Annotated in this window: 12 protein-coding genes; 4 read left to right on the top strand and 8 right to left on the bottom strand. The window is 70.6% G+C overall.

Annotated elements, in window-relative coordinates; all coding sequences use genetic code 11:
- Window positions 1-457: 457 nt before the first annotated feature.
- On the top strand, window positions 458-3,316 hold the full coding sequence (locus tag HV826_RS17885; RefSeq protein ID WP_176418241.1) for an Ig-like domain-containing protein: 2,859 nt from the start codon (window positions 458-460) through the stop codon (window positions 3,314-3,316).
- Between the two features lies 1 nt (window position 3,317).
- On the opposite strand, the gene HV826_RS17880 is transcribed toward HV826_RS17885, so the two are convergent.
- A complete protein-coding gene (locus tag HV826_RS17880; RefSeq protein WP_176418240.1) occupies window positions 3,318-3,698 on the bottom strand; it encodes a helix-turn-helix domain-containing protein in 381 nt (126 codons plus the stop codon).
- 98 nt (window positions 3,699-3,796) lie between these two features.
- Window positions 3,797-4,318: a hypothetical protein gene (locus HV826_RS17875; RefSeq protein ID WP_176418239.1), complete on the bottom strand. Its 522-nt coding sequence runs from the start codon at window positions 4,316-4,318 to the stop codon at window positions 3,797-3,799.
- Window positions 4,319-4,789: 471 nt separating this feature from the next.
- Between HV826_RS17875 and HV826_RS17870 the strand changes: the two genes are divergently transcribed.
- The 3 genes from HV826_RS17870 (at window position 4,790) to egtD (ending at window position 7,576) form a co-directional block, all read left to right on the top strand.
- Window positions 4,790-4,990 (top strand): hypothetical protein, encoded by a 201-nt coding sequence (locus HV826_RS17870; protein WP_176418238.1) that lies wholly within the window; start codon window positions 4,790-4,792, stop codon window positions 4,988-4,990.
- A gap of 207 nt (window positions 4,991-5,197) precedes the next feature.
- Window positions 5,198-6,541: an ergothioneine biosynthesis protein EgtB gene (egtB, locus tag HV826_RS17865; RefSeq protein ID WP_176418237.1), complete on the top strand. Its 1,344-nt coding sequence runs from the start codon at window positions 5,198-5,200 to the stop codon at window positions 6,539-6,541.
- Window positions 6,542-6,550: 9 nt separating this feature from the next.
- Window positions 6,551-7,576, top strand: a complete 1,026-nt coding sequence (gene egtD / locus HV826_RS17860) for an L-histidine N(alpha)-methyltransferase (protein ID WP_176418236.1) — start codon at window positions 6,551-6,553, stop codon at window positions 7,574-7,576.
- Between the two features lie 67 nt (window positions 7,577-7,643).
- Here the strand turns inward: egtD and HV826_RS17855 are convergent, their stop codons facing one another.
- The 6 genes from HV826_RS17855 to HV826_RS17830 all read right to left on the bottom strand — a co-directional run bounded on the left by HV826_RS17855 (window position 7,644) and on the right by HV826_RS17830 (window position 13,559).
- Entirely contained in the window at window positions 7,644-7,838 is a 195-nt protein-coding gene (locus tag HV826_RS17855) for a hypothetical protein (RefSeq protein ID WP_176418235.1), read from the bottom strand.
- A gap of 299 nt (window positions 7,839-8,137) precedes the next feature.
- Window positions 8,138-8,683 carry a hypothetical protein gene (locus HV826_RS17850; protein ID WP_176418234.1) on the bottom strand — a complete coding sequence of 182 codons (546 nt, stop codon included), beginning with the start codon at window positions 8,681-8,683 and terminating at the stop codon, window positions 8,138-8,140.
- 2 nt (window positions 8,684-8,685) lie between these two features.
- On the bottom strand, window positions 8,686-9,138 hold the full coding sequence (gene bacM, locus HV826_RS17845) for a bactofilin BacM (RefSeq protein ID WP_176418233.1): 453 nt from the start codon (window positions 9,136-9,138) through the stop codon (window positions 8,686-8,688).
- A 3-nt stretch (window positions 9,139-9,141) separates the two neighbouring features.
- On the bottom strand, window positions 9,142-10,017 hold the full coding sequence (locus tag HV826_RS17840) for a ParB/RepB/Spo0J family partition protein (protein ID WP_205507603.1): 876 nt from the start codon (window positions 10,015-10,017) through the stop codon (window positions 9,142-9,144).
- 40 nt (window positions 10,018-10,057) lie between these two features.
- Window positions 10,058-10,849 (bottom strand): AAA family ATPase, encoded by a 792-nt coding sequence (locus HV826_RS17835; protein ID WP_176418232.1) that lies wholly within the window; start codon window positions 10,847-10,849, stop codon window positions 10,058-10,060.
- 649 nt (window positions 10,850-11,498) lie between these two features.
- Window positions 11,499-13,559, bottom strand: a complete 2,061-nt coding sequence (locus HV826_RS17830; protein ID WP_255208355.1) for a LamG domain-containing protein — start codon at window positions 13,557-13,559, stop codon at window positions 11,499-11,501.
- Window positions 13,560-14,715 lie beyond the last annotated feature (1,156 nt).

Here is a 14,715-nt window from a genome sequence, read left to right as displayed (position 1 = left end):
GTACATGGCCCGCCCCCTCACGTCCGAGGAGCGCCGGGCCATGTACCGCGCGTGGCCCCTGTTCGAAGGCTGGCCCTTGCCACAGCTGCCGCCACAGACGCCCGTCCCCGGAGACGAAGCGCCACCGCCAGGCGACGCGCGCCGCCCCGACGAAGCCCCGCGATGACGCCGTGCAATGCCTGACGCGTGGATGCATGTGATTCACCGTCAGCACGGTATCCAGCGAATGTCTGGCGTGTCCCGCCAATCACGCGGGAGCCGCACACGCGGCGCGTCAGCACGGTGAACAGGGATTGCGCATGTGTCTTGAATGCCTCGGGGCGAAGTGGCCTCGGGGTGATGCGCGACCCTCATGAGAAGGTGATGGCTGTCATGCCTCCAAGACAGGCATGCGCTCACTTCCTCGGGCGCTTTGCTTGCATGAATGCCCAGCGCGGTATCCTTCGCGCGAGCCCCCATGCCCTCACACGCCGCTTCTGTTGCCTTGCCGCGCGCGACGCTCGCGCGCGTCACGTTCTTCCTCGTCACGCTGACGGGGCTGCTCTTCTCCGGGCCCGCGCGGGCGGCCACCAACGCGGAGTCCGCGCAGCGCGCCATCAACTACCTCAGCGCGGACGCGGCGAACTGGTCCACGCGCTTCGGCTGCACGTCGTGCCACCGCCACGGCGCGGCGATGTTCGGCCTCGCGAACGCGCGCACCACCGGCTACGACCTGGACGCGCTCACGTACAACGGGCGCACCAACCGGGAGAACCTGGAGTTCATCGCCGGGCAGCTCGTCTCCGAGCAGCGCGCGGACGGCTCGTGGTTCCACGAGGGCATCTTCTATCCCAACGCGAAGACGAGCTACTCCGCCTTCGGACTGGCGGGCTACGACGCGCACCTGGGCACGCGGTACTCGGACGCGCTGGTGCTGGCCGCGGACTGGGCGCTGACGCGGCAGGAGGCCGCCGGCCGCTGGCGCGAGGACTTCCCCTTCTACCCGGTGGGCTACGGCCACGTCGGCGTCACCGCGCGGATGATGACGGCCATTGCCCAGGCCCGGCAGCGCGTGGACCCGGCCAGGGCCTCGCGGTACCAGGCCGCGCTGGACCGGGCGGCGGACTACGTGCGCGCGCACATGAATGACTGGACGGACGGCCCGGCCACCGACGGCCAGCGCTACACGCACCAGGTGGCGTGGGCCATGGTGGGCCTCAAGGCCGCCGGCCCCGGCGCCAACGCGGTGAACACCCAGGCCCTGGAGGCCATGGCCACGCGGCTGCTGTCCACGCGCGCGGGCGGAGGCGCGCCGGGCTGGGGCTCGCTGGAGGGCGACGCGCCGGATGAGTTCGCCACCGGCATCTCCCTGTACGCGCTGTGCCTGGCGGGCCGGAAGCCCGGCGCGGACGGCCGCATGTCAGAGGCGCTGGAGTGGCTCAAGGCGCGGCAGGCGGTGAACGGGAGCTGGGGCGCGGACACGCGCTACCCGGACATCCCCACCACCTTCGCCTCGCTGGGGCTGGCGTGCTTCGGCGACTACAGCGTGGGCGTCACCGTGAGCGGCGGGACGCGCCGGCCCTTCGAGCATGACCTGCCGCGCGCGCAGTCCGTCACCTACCCCGTCACGGTGCGCAACCACGGCTACCAGACGGACAGCTACCGGCTGAGCACCACGGGCGGGCTCACCGGTTGGACGGCGACGCTGAGCCGCGCCACGCTGGAGCTGGCGCCCGACACCGAGGCCACCCTCACCCTCACCATCACCGCGCCGGAGGGGCTGGCGCCGTCGCTCACCTCGGACGTCATGGTGGTGGCGGCCTCCCAGGAGGCGGACGGGGTGAGGGGCTCGGTGCGCGTCACCACCTACACCAACCCGCCGCCGCCCACCGACGGCGTGCCCACCACCACCACGCTGCTGTCGCCCGCGGACGGACAGCTCACGGTGGCGCTGAACAACACCCTGTCCGCGCGCGTGGTGGATGACCGCGGCTGGGAGGCGCGAGGCCCCGGCATGGGCGTGGTGACGTTCTCCGTGGCGGGCGTCACGGTGGGCGCGGACAACGACGCGGACGGGGACGGCGTCTACGCCTTCGTGTGGCGGCCTCGCGCCTCCACCTGGAGCGAGCTGGGCGTGCAGGACCTGCGCGCGGTGTACTCCGGCGTGACGCTTTCGCCCGCGCGGGAGAACCGGCTGGGCAGCGCCGCGTCCTTCTCCGTGGAGGTGCACCCCTCCCCCTTCCCCGCGCCGTCGGTGACGCTGTGCGGCCTGCCGGGCTTCACGGACGCGCTGACGCTGGAGGTGTGCGGCTTCGTCACCCCGCTGGCGGCGGGCGCGGAAATCGACTCGGCCACCTTCGTCATCCAGGGCGTCAGCCACCCGGTGGCCCCCGACCCCAGCGGAGGCTACGTGGACACGGTGCTGCCGCTGGTGGACGGGCCCAACGTCATCCGGCTGGTGGCCACGGACTCGTTCGGCGGCCTCGCCAGCGAGGAGGCCGTGGTCATGGTGGACAACACCGCGCCGGAGCTCACCTTCCTCTCCCCTGCCCCCGGCGAGGCCATGGCGGCCTACAGCGTGGACGTGCGGATGGTGGTGCGTGACTGGTCCCCGGTGCGCGTGGAGACCAACTGGGTGCAGGTGACGGACGTGCCCGCGGGCGGCGGAGACGTGACGCACCGGGTGGACCTGTGGCCGGGGGAGAACCTCATCCTGGTGCGGGCCACGGACTCGGTGGGCCACGTCACGGAGCGGATGCTGACGGTGTGGGTGGACGCGGAGGCGCCGTGGGTGTCCACGGGCCTGCCGGACGGGTGGCTCGTCGGGCCGCAGCCGGGGGACGCGCTGCCCTATGACATTGGCGTGTACTCCGCGTCCGCCACCACGGTGACGCTGTCCACGGGGCGCACGTACACGCTGCCCCGGGGCGGCGGCGGCGTGCAGGCGACGCTGGACCTGGTGCCCGGGGACAACGCCTTCACCATCGACGTCACCAGCGAGACGGGCCTGCGCACCACGCTGTCGCGCACGGTGCGCTACGACGACGCCGCGCCCCAGGCCGCGCTGCTGCTGCCAGTGCCGGGGCAGACGTACAGCGGGGTGGTGCACCTCACCGCGCGGGTGACGGACGCGGTGAGCGGCGTGCGGTGGGTGGCCTTCACGCGGGATGGCTCCGGCATCCGGGCCGCCACGCTCCAGCCGGACGGCACCTGGACGGCGGCGCTGGACACGCGCGAGCTGGTGGACGGCGAGCACACCGTGGAGGTGTGGATGGATGACCCGGCGGGGAACTTCGCCATCCAGACGTTCCCCTTCGCCACGCGCAACCCGCAGTAGCCTACTTCTTCTTGTGGTGCATCGCCGAGGCGACCAGGTTCATCAGCTTCAACTGCACCGACGTCAGCTTTCGCAGGTTGCGCATCAGCCGCCGCATCTCCGGCGTGTCGTCCTCGCGGTGCTTCGCGGCGGCCTTCTCCTTCACCGGCGGCGGGGCGGTGAAGCCCTCACCCAGGCCCAGCAGCTCATGGGGCGGCACGTTCAGCACCATGCACAGCCGGCGCAGGTTCTGGACGCTGGGCAGCATGTGGCCGCGCTCCAGCCGCCCGTACACCTCCGACGCCATGCCGATGCGGTCGGCGACATCCGCCTGCGTCAGCCCCATCCGCACCCGGGCGGCTCTCGACGCGGCCCCCAGCATGCTCGCCAGCTCTGTGTCCATACGTGTGTCAGTCCACGGAAGGAGGGCAGGCCCAGCTAACCCTCAAGGTCGGGTACTTTCACCATACCTTCCGCGTTTTTTCAAAGCGCTCGCGCGCCTCAGCCGGCGGGGGTGCTCTCCGCCGCATCCAGCAGCAGCCGACGCCGCTCCGCGGCGGTGAACAGCGACGCCAGCGGCAGTCCCAGGAAGAAGGCATGCATCACAATCTGGGGGAACTGCGGCACGTCCAGGAACCAGGGATAGGAGCCACGCCCGATGAACTGGAAGTTCACCAGCCACACGAAGATGCCGTAGAGCATCCCCACCGCGGCCTGGAACTCCCAGCGGCTGCGCCCGTCGGGCGGCAGGAACGCATCCAGCACGGAGTAGAAGAGCCCCACCCCCGCGGAAATCACCAGGTGGACGCCCACGCCCAGCAGCAGGGCCGTGCTGTTGGAGACCGCGGCCGTGAAGGCCCGCGGCCCCAGGAGCACCCCCGCGGACATGCGCACCGGCCGCATCGGGGGGTCCCCCGACGCCACCGCCAGCACCACCTCCGCCAACGCCAGCACCACGCCCGCGGCCATGCCAAAGAGCAGGCCGTTGGTGGCGGACCAGGGAGTGTACCTCCGCCGAGCCATCCTTCCTCCTTGCCAGAGGCCGCCGCATGCTCGGCCCTGCGTTCAACCTGGGCATGCCGGCCGCAGGCGGGCAGCCAGGACGCGCCAGGGGCCCGCGACGCCGCCTCCCCGGCAGGCCACCGGGCCGGCCTCGCATTTCCAAGGCGCGCCTCACCGCCGCGGCATTCGCGTCACGCACCCCTGGATGGGCCCTGGCCGGGCGGCCCCGGGAGGCCGTCGCCCCGTGACTCCCGGGACTTCGAGCCTGTCCTTTCTTCCGCCTCCACGGTCGCCCGCCTGTAACTCCTGCAGCACGGGTCGCCGGGCACCTGCCCAGCTTGTTGAAAATCCAAGCGCCGGGTGTGGGCACGCCGTTGGCATACGAACCATCCCGGAAAGGACGAAGGTCACCGGGACATGCCGCAGCTCCGCCAACGACAGGGCCCTCACCGCGTGCATTACGCGCCACAAGCGTGGCGCGAGGTGGGCCGCATGACGGCGGAGACGTTCCACGCACTGCAGCAGGTGCTGGAGCGGCTGGGAGACCCGACCCTGCGCCCCCCCGAGTCCACCGACGGCCTGGTGGCGCGGCACGTCGTGCCGCAGCACGGGCTGGAGCTGGAGTACGCGTGGGACGAACGCTCACGCACGCTCACCCTGCTCGGACTTGCCCGCGTCTCCAGCGCGCCCTGAGTGGATCCGCGCGCGGATGGGTATAGTGTTTGAGCTTCAACCTTCACTGCGGATTTCACGTTTGGTCGCGGGACGAGGATTTACACCCGGCGTAGAGACAAGGCGTTGGGGGCGCACGGGCAACGTGCGGTCCTTTACGAGCCGCTCGGGCGCCGGTGGGGCGGGGGCTTACCTCCGCGCCGGGCGCCTCCCTACCTTGGACGGGTGATGTTCCATATGGCCGAGGAACGGCGTCGCCCGCGAGAGGAAGGCGGGCCCCATCCACCCTGGAAGTCCCGTGCCTGGACCGAGCTGGAGACGGCGCGCGCGCGCGTGCTGGCGATGCTCGGCGGGATGCCCGAGGACGCGCTGCGCCGTCAGCACTCGCCCCTCATGTCGCCGCTCATCTGGGACGTGGCGCATGTGGCCAACTACGAGGAGCAGTGGCTGCTGCGGGCGCTGGGGGCGCCGGCCATCACCGACCCGGCGTTCGACGCCATCTATGACGCCTTCCGGCACCCGCGCTCCACGCGCGCCGAGCTGCCGCTGCTGCCGCCCGAGGCCGCCTTCGCCTATGCGCGGCGCGTGCGTGAAGCGGTGCGCGAGCACCTGGGCCGGCTGCCCCAGGACAGCACCGCGCCGCTGCTGGCGGGCGGCTACGTCTTCGGCATGGTGGCGCAGCATGAGCAGCAGCACGCGGAGACGCTGGCCGCCACGCTGCAGCTCATGACGTCGCCGGAGTACCCCGTGCCCTCGGCGCGCCCGCGGCCCCGGCCCGGCGCCGTGCCGCGAGCAGAGGTCTTCATCCCAGGCGGCGAGGTGCGGCTGGGCAGCACGTCCCCCTGGGCCTACGACAACGAGCGGCCCGCGTTCTCCCAGCACGTCGCCCCGTTCCTGATGGACGCGCACCCCGTCACCCACGGCGACTACCTCGTCTTCGTGGAGGCGGGTGGCTACGAGGACGCGCGCTGGTGGCACCCCAAGGGCTGGGAGGTCGTCCAGGCAGAGGGGCTGAAGCACCCGGGCTTCTGGCTTCCCCAGGGCGGCCACGCGTGGCTGCGGCGGCGCTTCGGCCAGGTGGAGCCGCTGCCCAGGGACGAGCCGGTGCAGCACGTGTGCTGGTACGAGGCGGACGCCTACGCGCGCTGGGCCGGCAAGCGGCTGCCCACCGAGGCCGAGTGGGAGAAGGCCGCGCGCGGCAGTGACGGCCGCCCCCGCGAATACCCCTGGGGCGACACGCCGCCCACCCGCGCGCACGCCAACCTGGACGGGAGCACCTGGGGCCCGGCGCCGGTGGGCAGCTACCCCCAGGGCGTCAGCCAGGACGGCGTCTGGGGACTGCTGGGCGACGTGTGGGAATGGACCGCGAGTGACTTCCGCCCGTACGCGGGCTTCAGCGCCTTCCCCTACCCCGAGTACTCCGAGGTGTTCTTCGGCGAGTCCTACAAGGTCCTCCGGGGAGGCGCGTGGGCCAGCGCACCGGTCGCGGTGCGCAACGGCTTTCGCAATTGGGACTTCCCCAACCGCCGGCAGATTTTCGCCGGCTTCCGCTGTGCACGGAACGTGAGGTGAGGTGAGGCGATGCGGGTAACAACGGTACCGACGGTGGCGACTCCGGGTGAAGACGCGCAGCACACGCCAGGAGTCCAGGTGGACGTCTACGTGAAGCCGGGCGACGCGAAGCGCGCCCTGCGGGAAGAGGCGCTCCAGGGGCTGTGCGGCGCGCCCAAGGAGCTGTCTCCCAAGTGGCTCTACGACGAGCGCGGCAGCCAGCTGTTCGACGACATCACCCGGCTGCCGGAGTACTACCCGACGCGGCGCGAGCGGGAAATCCTGCTGGCCCACGCCGGGGACGTCGCCCGCTTGAGCGGCGCGGACACGCTCATCGAGCTGGGCAGCGGCACCAGCGAGAAGACGCGCCTCTTGCTGGACGCGCTGGAGGCCGCGGGCCAGCTGGCGCGCTTCGTCCCCTTCGACGTGAGCGAGGCCTTCCTGCGGCGCGCGGCGGCGGGCCTGGCGCGCGAGTACCCTGGCATCACCGTGCACGCGGTGGTGGGGGACTTCGAGCGGCACCTGGGCCAGATTCCCAGCGGCGGCCGGCGGCTGGTGGCCTTCCTGGGCGGCACCATCGGCAACCTGAAGCCGGCGCAGCGCGCGCTCTTCCTGCGGCAGCTCTCCGCCGGGCTGAAGCCGGGAGACGGGCTGCTCCTGGGCACCGACCTCATCAAGGACCGCGAGCGGCTGTACGCCGCCTACAACGACAGCGCGGGCGTGACGGCCGAGTTCAACCGCAACGTGCTCAAGGTGCTCAACCGCGAGCTGGGCGGAGACTTCGACCCGGAGGCCTTCGAGCACTTCGCGCCCTTCGATGAGAAGAACGCCTGGATTGAGATGCGCCTGGTGTCCCGGCGCGCGCAGACGGTGCGGCTGTCCACGCTGCGCAAGGAGGTGGACTTCGCCGAAGGGGAGGTGCTGCGCACGGAGGTGAGCTGCAAGTTCCACCAGCGGCAGGTGGCCTCCGAGCTCTCCGCCGCGGGGCTCACGCTGGCCGAGTGGTGGACGGACGCCGCGGGCGACTTCGCCCTCTCCCTGGCCTTCAAGCGCTGAGGCGGGGTGCTGCTTTCAGGGGCGCAAGGGCGGGGACTCACCCCGCCTTCGCGCCCTTCGCGGTGCTTCAGCGGCGCGGGTTGCGGCGCGGCGAGCCGCCGCGCACGGGGATGGGCACCGGCACCGGGGCCGGCCGCGTCCAGGCGGCCCAGAGCGCCCCCAGCCCGGCGACCACGAGGCCGCCCACGGCGATCAGCTGCTCTCCGACGGGTGCGATGTCCACGGCAGCGAGCTGGAGGGGGAGCATTCCGGAGAACGACATGCGGGGACTCCTTGCGAGGGCACTGCGTGGAGGTCCTGGATGGGTCCGAGGCGAGCACCCAACGCAGTCCGGGAGGGTGAGGTTAAAGATTCGTGACGGCCAGGGAAAGTCCCCAGGCGTCAATGCCGGCGTGGTGTGCACGGAAATGCACCCTGAAATGCATAACGTTGGGACACCCGAGCCGCGCCGGATGTTCACGAGCCGGTAACGCACGGCTGCTCGCCTGCCTCGGCGCGGCCAGGAGGTGACACTTCCACCTGCCTCGACGTGTGAGGGCCTTGGACGCGCGGTGCGGCTCGCTACGGCAGGGCGCCCTGGACCTGGATTTCGCGGCAGGCGTCGGTGGCCCGCAGCACGTCCTCGGCGGACGCGCCCGGCAGGCTGGCACAGAGGAACAAGTCGTTGCCCACGCGCCGCGCGCCGAAGAAGCCGGGGGCCTCCTGGCCCACGCCCCCATCCGCCAGCCTGGGCGCCAGGGTGATGCGCAGCAGCGAGTAGCGCTCCGTCTCTTCTTCCTGGTCCAGCGAGAGCTCGAAGTCCTTCAGCTCCTCGCGGACGCGGGTGGCCAGGGTGTCCACGGAGGGCAGCTGCTCGCCTTCCCCCCGCCGCAGGTCCACTCGCAGCACGGGCTGGCCGGGCGGGCCCGCCTGGAAGCTCTCATCCGGCGCCACCAGCGCGGACCAGCCGTCCGGCAGCGGCACCTTCACACCGGAGCGGATGGAGGACGAACGGCCGTCATCCTCTCCGGTGCCGGAAGCAGCATCCTCCTGGCCACAGCCCTTGCAGCCGCCCAGGAGGGAGAGCGCCAGCAGTGACGCTGGCGCCATGTGCTTCCAGGAACGCACGCCTACTTCTTCTCGCCACCCGGAGGCGGAGGCGGCCGGGCGCCGGTGGTGCCCAGGTTCTCCATCTTCAGCGAGCCCTCGAAGATGACGCCGCGGTCCATGGACAGCGACGGCGTCTCCAGGTTGCCCTTCACGCGGCCGGGCGTCTTGAGCTCGATGATCTGCGTCGCCTTCACGTTGCCTTCGACCTGGCCGTTGATGATGACGGTGCCAGCCTGGATTTCGGCCTGGACCTTGGCGCCATCCCCAATGACGAGCACGTCCTTGGTGATGATCTGCCCCTGGAACTTGCCGTCGATACGGACCTGCCCTTCGAAGGTCAGCTTCCCTTCGAACTCGCTCCCCTTGCCCAGGAGCGTGTGGACCTCACCAGAACGCTGCGACACGGATTCCTCCTCCCGCCTGAACAGAGGCTTGCTGGATGCTTCGTCTTTTTTCCCGCCAAGGAGCGCCACGTCCTACTCCTTCCTGAGAAGCTTCAAGAGCCGGTCGAGGTCATCGTACGAGAAGAAGTCCACCTCGATGGTGCCCTTTCCGGGGCTTCGTTCGGTGAGCCGGACCTTGGTACCCAGTCGCCGCTGAAGCTCCTCCACCAGTGCCTTCACCTGCGGGCTCTGCTTCGGTGCCGCCTTGCCCGCGTCCTTCTTCCCGCTGGGGCGACTCTGCTGGACCAGCCGCTCCGTGTCACGCACGGAGAGCTTCTTCTCCGCGACTTGCCGGGCCAGGTTCTGCAGCTCCGGCAGCCGGGGCACGCCCAGCAGCGCGCGCGCGTGGCCCATGCTGAGCGAGCCGTCCGCCACCATGCCCTTGACGTCCGCGGGCAGCGCCAGCAGGCGCAGGGCGTTGGCCACCGTGGAGCGCTCCTTGCCCACGCGCACGCTGACCTGCTCCTGCGTGAGCTTGAACTCCTCCACCAGGCGCTTGTAGCCCTCCGCCTCTTCAATGGGGTTGAGGTCCGAGCGCTGGAGGTTCTCCACCAGCGCCAGCTCGAAGGCCTGGACCTCCGTCACGTCCCGGACGATGGCGGGCACTTCCTTGAGGCCGGCGGCCTGGGACGCGCGCCAGCGGCGCTCGCCCGCGATGATGCGGTAGCCGTCACTGGCCTTGCGGACGAGGATGGGCTGGAGCACCCCCTGCGCCTTGATGGACTCGGTGAGCTCCTTGAGCTTCTCCTCGTCGAAGTAGCGGCGCGGCTGGTCCTTGTCGCGGTGGATGGACTCGATGGGGAGCTTGAGGACGCCGGCCTTCGGGGCCTGCTCCCCCTTGCCGGACCCGGTGGCGCCCGCCTGGGGGATGAGGGCGGACAGCCCACGCCCCAGGGCCCGCTTCTGCATGTCTGCTTTCACCACGTCGTGACTCCAGCCAGGGCGCGGCTCAAGCCACGCGCCTGCGAGGGCTCTTGGGGGTGTCCCGCTTCATCAGCTCACGGCCCAGCGCGAGGTAGCTCTCACAGCCCTTCGACTTGATGTCGTACAGGATGATGGGCTTGCCGAACGAGGGGCACTCCGACAGGCGCACGTTGCGCGGCACGATGACCTCGAACACCTGCTTCTTGAAGTACCCGCGCACCTCCTCGACGACCTGGTGGGCGATGTTGGCCCGCGAGTCGAACATGGTGAGGAGGATGCCCTCCATCTTCAGGTCCGGGTTGAGGCCCTGCTTCACCAGGTCGATGGTGTGCGTGAGCTGGGAGAGGCCCTCCAGCGCGTAGTACTCGCACTGGAGCGGGATGAGGACGGAGTCCGCGGCGGCCAGCGCGTTGAGCGTCAGCAGGCCGAGCGACGGCGGACAGTCGATGATGATGTAGTCGTATTCGGGGGCCAGCGGGCGCAGGGCGTCGCGGAGGCGGAACTCGCGGTTGTCCTGGTTGACGAGCTCGACCTCGGCGCCGGTGAGGTCCGGCGTGGCGGGCACCACCTGGAGGTAGCGCAGCTCCGTGGGGTGGAGCAGCTCCTGGATGGGCCGGTCATTGAGCAGCGCTTCGTAGATGGTGCCGGTGATGTTGTCCTGCTTGATTCCCAGGCCACTGCCCGCGTTGCCCTGCGGGTCCATGTCCACCAGCAGCGTGCGGCGCTCCGCGGAGGCCAGGCTCGCGGCGAGGTTGATGGCGGTGGTGGTCTTCCCGACGCCGCCCTTCTGGTTGGAGATGCAGATGATACGACCCACGGTGGCCCATCCTCTCTCTCCCCGGCCGTTGGCCAGGGCCCGTGCGTGATGCAGTGCACGGTTGCGCGCTGATCCACGCTGCTAGCACGCGGTTTGGTACCGGATCAAATTCACGGCGAGCCTTGCTCCCTTGCTCTCTTCACGGGGTTACGCGGCCCGAGGCCGGTGGCGGGTCCCCGGAAGGAGCCTGGCGTCTGGCCGGGTGTGCCTCCTTATATAAGGAGGCGGCGCGCCGGGGTGCCAGCGTCAGTCCCCTATATAATGATGCGGCCAGCGCCGCGGGCTCGTGGGTCTCGGTGCCTGGCTCGTGACGCTGCAGGGTGAACGCGCCTGGCGGCTTGTTCCCCGTGGAACCGCTTCGGGGGCGCGCGGGTGGCGTGCCAGCAGCCGGGCGAGCGGGAATCCGGGCGGACGGGGATGCTCTCGGCACGGCCGACGCCGAGCACTCTCGGACCTTTGGGCCAGTTTTCAGGGGGTCGGCGGCGGTGGACTTCGCGCGGAGCCGGCGTGGCTCCGCGGTGTCCGCGCGCGGGCGCCGTGCTCGCCCGACGCGCCTCACGGACAGGAGCGTCTCGTGGGCGCGCCGTTCACCGCGCCCGGGGCTCCCACGTGAGCGGGAGCCCCGGGACGCGGAGCTGCGGCACGGACCTCAGCAGCCGGCGGGCTTGTGGTCGAGCACGTAGAGGAAGAGCGCGAAGTTGGCCACGAGTTGGAGCATCACGATGGCCACGTAGGCGCCGCCCGTCGCCCACAGCGCGGCGACCTGCAACATGAGCATGGCGCAGTTGGCGGCGATGGTGAACCAGCTCCCCGTCAGCACTGCGCCGAAGATCTTCCCCAAGGTCCCCGCCGTGTAGAACGCCTTGATGATTCGGATGATGCTGTCGGCATCCCGGACGGAGCTCTCCGCCACGCTCTTCACCGTGTTGAGCAACACGGTGCTCTCCGTGACGGCCTTCTGGATGGGGGAGATGAGCTTCGCACCCGCGAAGCCCACGCCGAACGCCGACAGCAGCATGGAGAAGCCGGTCGCCGCGACGGAGACAATCCACCCGACGCACTCGGTGTTGACGCTCAGCTCCATCCGGCCGGCCTCCACCTTGCCCCGCGCGGTGTGGTGGTAATAGACGAAGTGGTTTCCTTCCACCTGGCCGGTGAAGGCGCCCACGGGCGCGCCGCCGGGGCCGCCCACCCGGGCCAGCCCCTGGTACAGGTTGTCCCGGGAGAGCGACCGCATCCGCTCACGGGTCGACTCGGGGAGCGTGGCCAGCAGGGGCTCCAGCGAGGCGAGGACGTTCCGCGCCTGGTCCTGCGTCAGCAACTTCTGGTCGGGGAAGGCCACCGGCTCCGCGAAGAGCAGCTGGGCGGAGGGCAACGGCGGGTCGGCCTTCGCCAACTGCTGCGTCGTGGTGTCCGAGCCCGGGGGCGGCGTGGAGGCCGACGGCGGCGTGACGACGATGCTGGGGGTGACTGTGTTCTGGAACAGCGCCGGGTAGCCGGTCACCTGGTTGCCCAGGACGGTGCCGTTCCAGGCGTAGTACGCCACGCAGCCGTCGACGTCGCTGGGGTCCCGCGACATGTACTGCTGCACCTCGCTGGCGCTGAGCGCGCGGGACCAGAGCCCCGCCGCCTGGACGTGACCTTGAAAGTCGTAGGCGGCCCCGCCGGCGACATTGGACTTGGGCTGGGCGCCGAAGAGCCAGACGGGCTGCGACAGCGTGGGCTGGACGACGCCAGGGATGTTCAGGCTGACCTCGCCGTCCAGATAGATGGTCAGCGCACTGCCGTCATAGCTGGCCGCCAGATGGTGCCACTCGCCGGGAGGCAACTGCGACGTGTGTCCCCAGCCCCGCCAGCCGCCGTCCGCGACGTATCCGGTGGTGTGGACGTTGTACCCGGTGCCGTCCCACTGCATGCCCAGCGTGAAGCCCTTGTTGCTGACGCTGTCCAGGCACGCGAACAGGGTATGCGTTTCGGACTGGTACGGAGACGGCGCGTCGAGGTGGAACCACGCCTGCACGCTGAAGGGGCCGCCGTTCGCCGACATCGTGAGGTTGTCGCGGGGTGAGGGCTGCGCCGCGCCGTTCACCAGCCGCAGCGACGGCGCCAGCATCACCACCTGCGCGCCGTGCTCCAGGCTCGCCTGTCCCAGGTTGTGGCCGGAGACATCCGTGCTGGAGCCGTCGCTGAAGCTGTAACAGGCGGCGAGCGTCGGGTCCGGCTGTGGGACGTCCCACACCGGCTTGAGCGCGTCTCCCGACCGCGCGGCGGACCAGAAGGCGACGTTGTAGAACTGCGCGTCGCAGGACGCGCCCAGCACGAACGGTGACGTGCTGCCGGTGATGTTGGACTGGCTCCCTTCGATGAGGGTCGTGCCGTCCACGTACACCGTGTAGTTGCCAGCGCGGGTGCCGGTCGACTCGAAGTTGATGAGGACGTACTGCCACTCGTCGGGCCGCAGTTCGATTTCCGAGACCTGATGCGGCGACATGCCCGGGAGGCAGAACGTCAGCTTCAGGCCGTGCAGGCCCAGGGACCAGCTCGAGCCGGACTCCAGCAGCTTGCCGTCATAGGCTGGAGCGCGCGGGCGCAGCCAGAAGCCGATGGCGTAGGACGCGGTGCCACTCAGGTCGAGCGGGCAGTTCCCCCCGAGCTGGATGGACTGGCCGTAGCGAACGTCGGCCGCGCCGTATTGATACATGGGTCTCATGATGTTGACTCCTGGGTGAAAGGGAGGCCCGCGCCCGCCGGAGGCGGCGGGCGCTGGGACCGCTTCCGCGCAAGAGCAAGGGGTGCGCCATGGCGTACACGCGCGCGTTCCCTCGGAGTCGCTTGGCGTGAGCGCGCCGCATGCGTCCCGGCAACACGCACCTGAGTCGGGCCGGGACGCACGCTCGGACGGACCGCGCCTTGATGAGACGCGTCGTGTCCCTGCCCTGTCGCGAGCTTCGCCGCGTGCGCGGCGCTCGCGCCTGGGCTTCAGGTCGATGGGGCGCTTGAGCAGGCGGCGCACCCCGGTGTTTCTTCACCTGCGCCGGATCCGCATGGAAGGTGCGCGACGCCCCATGCAGGTGCGGAGAACGGGGACGCGCAATGGGGGGCAGCGGCTCGGCGGCACCTGCGCCCCCTGAACGGTCGCCTCACCGCGCGGCGCATGCTGGCACGGCGCGCCGTCGGACCGGCGATGCGGCCGTGCGCGCCGCCGCGCCTCATCCTCCACTCCATCAGAAGTGAGCGCCTCAAACCGGCCCACGCCGCGGACGGCCCGATGGGCGGACGCATGCGGAGCCCCGATGCACGCGAAGCTCGCCACGCGTTCCACGTGGAACTGGCGCTGCGTGCTGGATGAGCAGCGGCCTCCCCTTCATGACCGCGCCCGATGAGCGCATGGCGGAGCACGCACCCGTGACTGCGGCGTGAGCGCCGCGCGACATGGACGCGAAGCAGGAGTCGGCGGACGCTTCTGCGGCGAGTACGAGCCTGCGCCCTCCCCCAGCGCCTTCTACGAGGGGCAACGCCTGAGCGGCCCGCGGAGGAGCGTTCACCGCCACATCGTGGAGTCGCGCGCATCACCTCATCAGGCGCACGTACTCACGCTGAGCACTCCGCTGACGCGAAACGATGCGGCGCCCAGGAGGCATCCACCTTCATCAATGCCCCCGCCAAGCGCGCAGGCGGTGCGGCAGTTCCAACCACCGCGACGCGCCACCTCGGGCGAGGTCTCTTCCTTCCCTGGAAGCACCGGCCCCGCGATGCACGCATGCGGTGCGACGGCTCCTGCCACCGCGACGTGCCACCCCGGGCGAGTCTCTTCCTTCCCTGTAGGCACCAGCTCCGCGAAGTACGCATGCGGCGCGGCGGCTCCT

This window comes from Myxococcus sp. AM010 (assembly GCF_013372585.1).
GTDB lineage: Bacteria > Myxococcota > Myxococcia > Myxococcales > Myxococcaceae > Myxococcus > Myxococcus vastator.
This window is presented reverse-complemented; position numbering and strand designations above follow the sequence as displayed.